Here is a 522-nt window from a genome sequence, read left to right as displayed (position 1 = left end):
ACTCGATCTCTTGAACCAACAATCAAATCCACACACTCGCATTTCAAATCAGCTTCAGAACTCAAATAAACAAGCTCATCGTCACCATCTAATTTCAGAATACAAGGCCAATTGACCATGAACTTCTCCGATAAACATAACGCCCGCTTAAGGGGCAGACAACGCTACTACCAAGCTTCCGCATAACACCGTAACCACAAAAACCAACGCATAATAAAAATGCCACGCGTTGGCTGTCCCTCTTGAACCGTTTGTTATGTTTAAGCTTCAATGACTTACGTTTTAATAAAACCAAGATTAACTCGACTTTGATTCACAAACAAAAGCCAAAAACCAAAAAACTGAAATGACTCATGATTTTGAAAATCAGACTTTGAAATTTGGCAGCTAAAACGAAAAAACCTAAGATCAAATCTCTGATTGAGCTAACCGCCCTAACCTCGCGCTTGCCCAAGAATTGAATGAGGCAATTCTCTGAATTTCTAGCGCCAAAGAATAAGCGTCCGAAAAACAGCGCTCACA

General features: G+C 40.0%; 1 protein-coding gene. It reads right to left on the bottom strand.

Annotated elements, in window-relative coordinates; translation table 11 throughout:
• Window positions 1-119: DUF4144 family protein (locus tag R8N49_RS30275; protein ID WP_318190839.1), on the bottom strand; the 119-nt coding region annotated here is incomplete at its 3' end.
• Window positions 120-522 lie beyond the last annotated feature (403 nt).

It is taken from the genome of Vibrio sp. 1978 (assembly GCF_033344345.1).
This window is presented reverse-complemented; position numbering and strand designations above follow the sequence as displayed.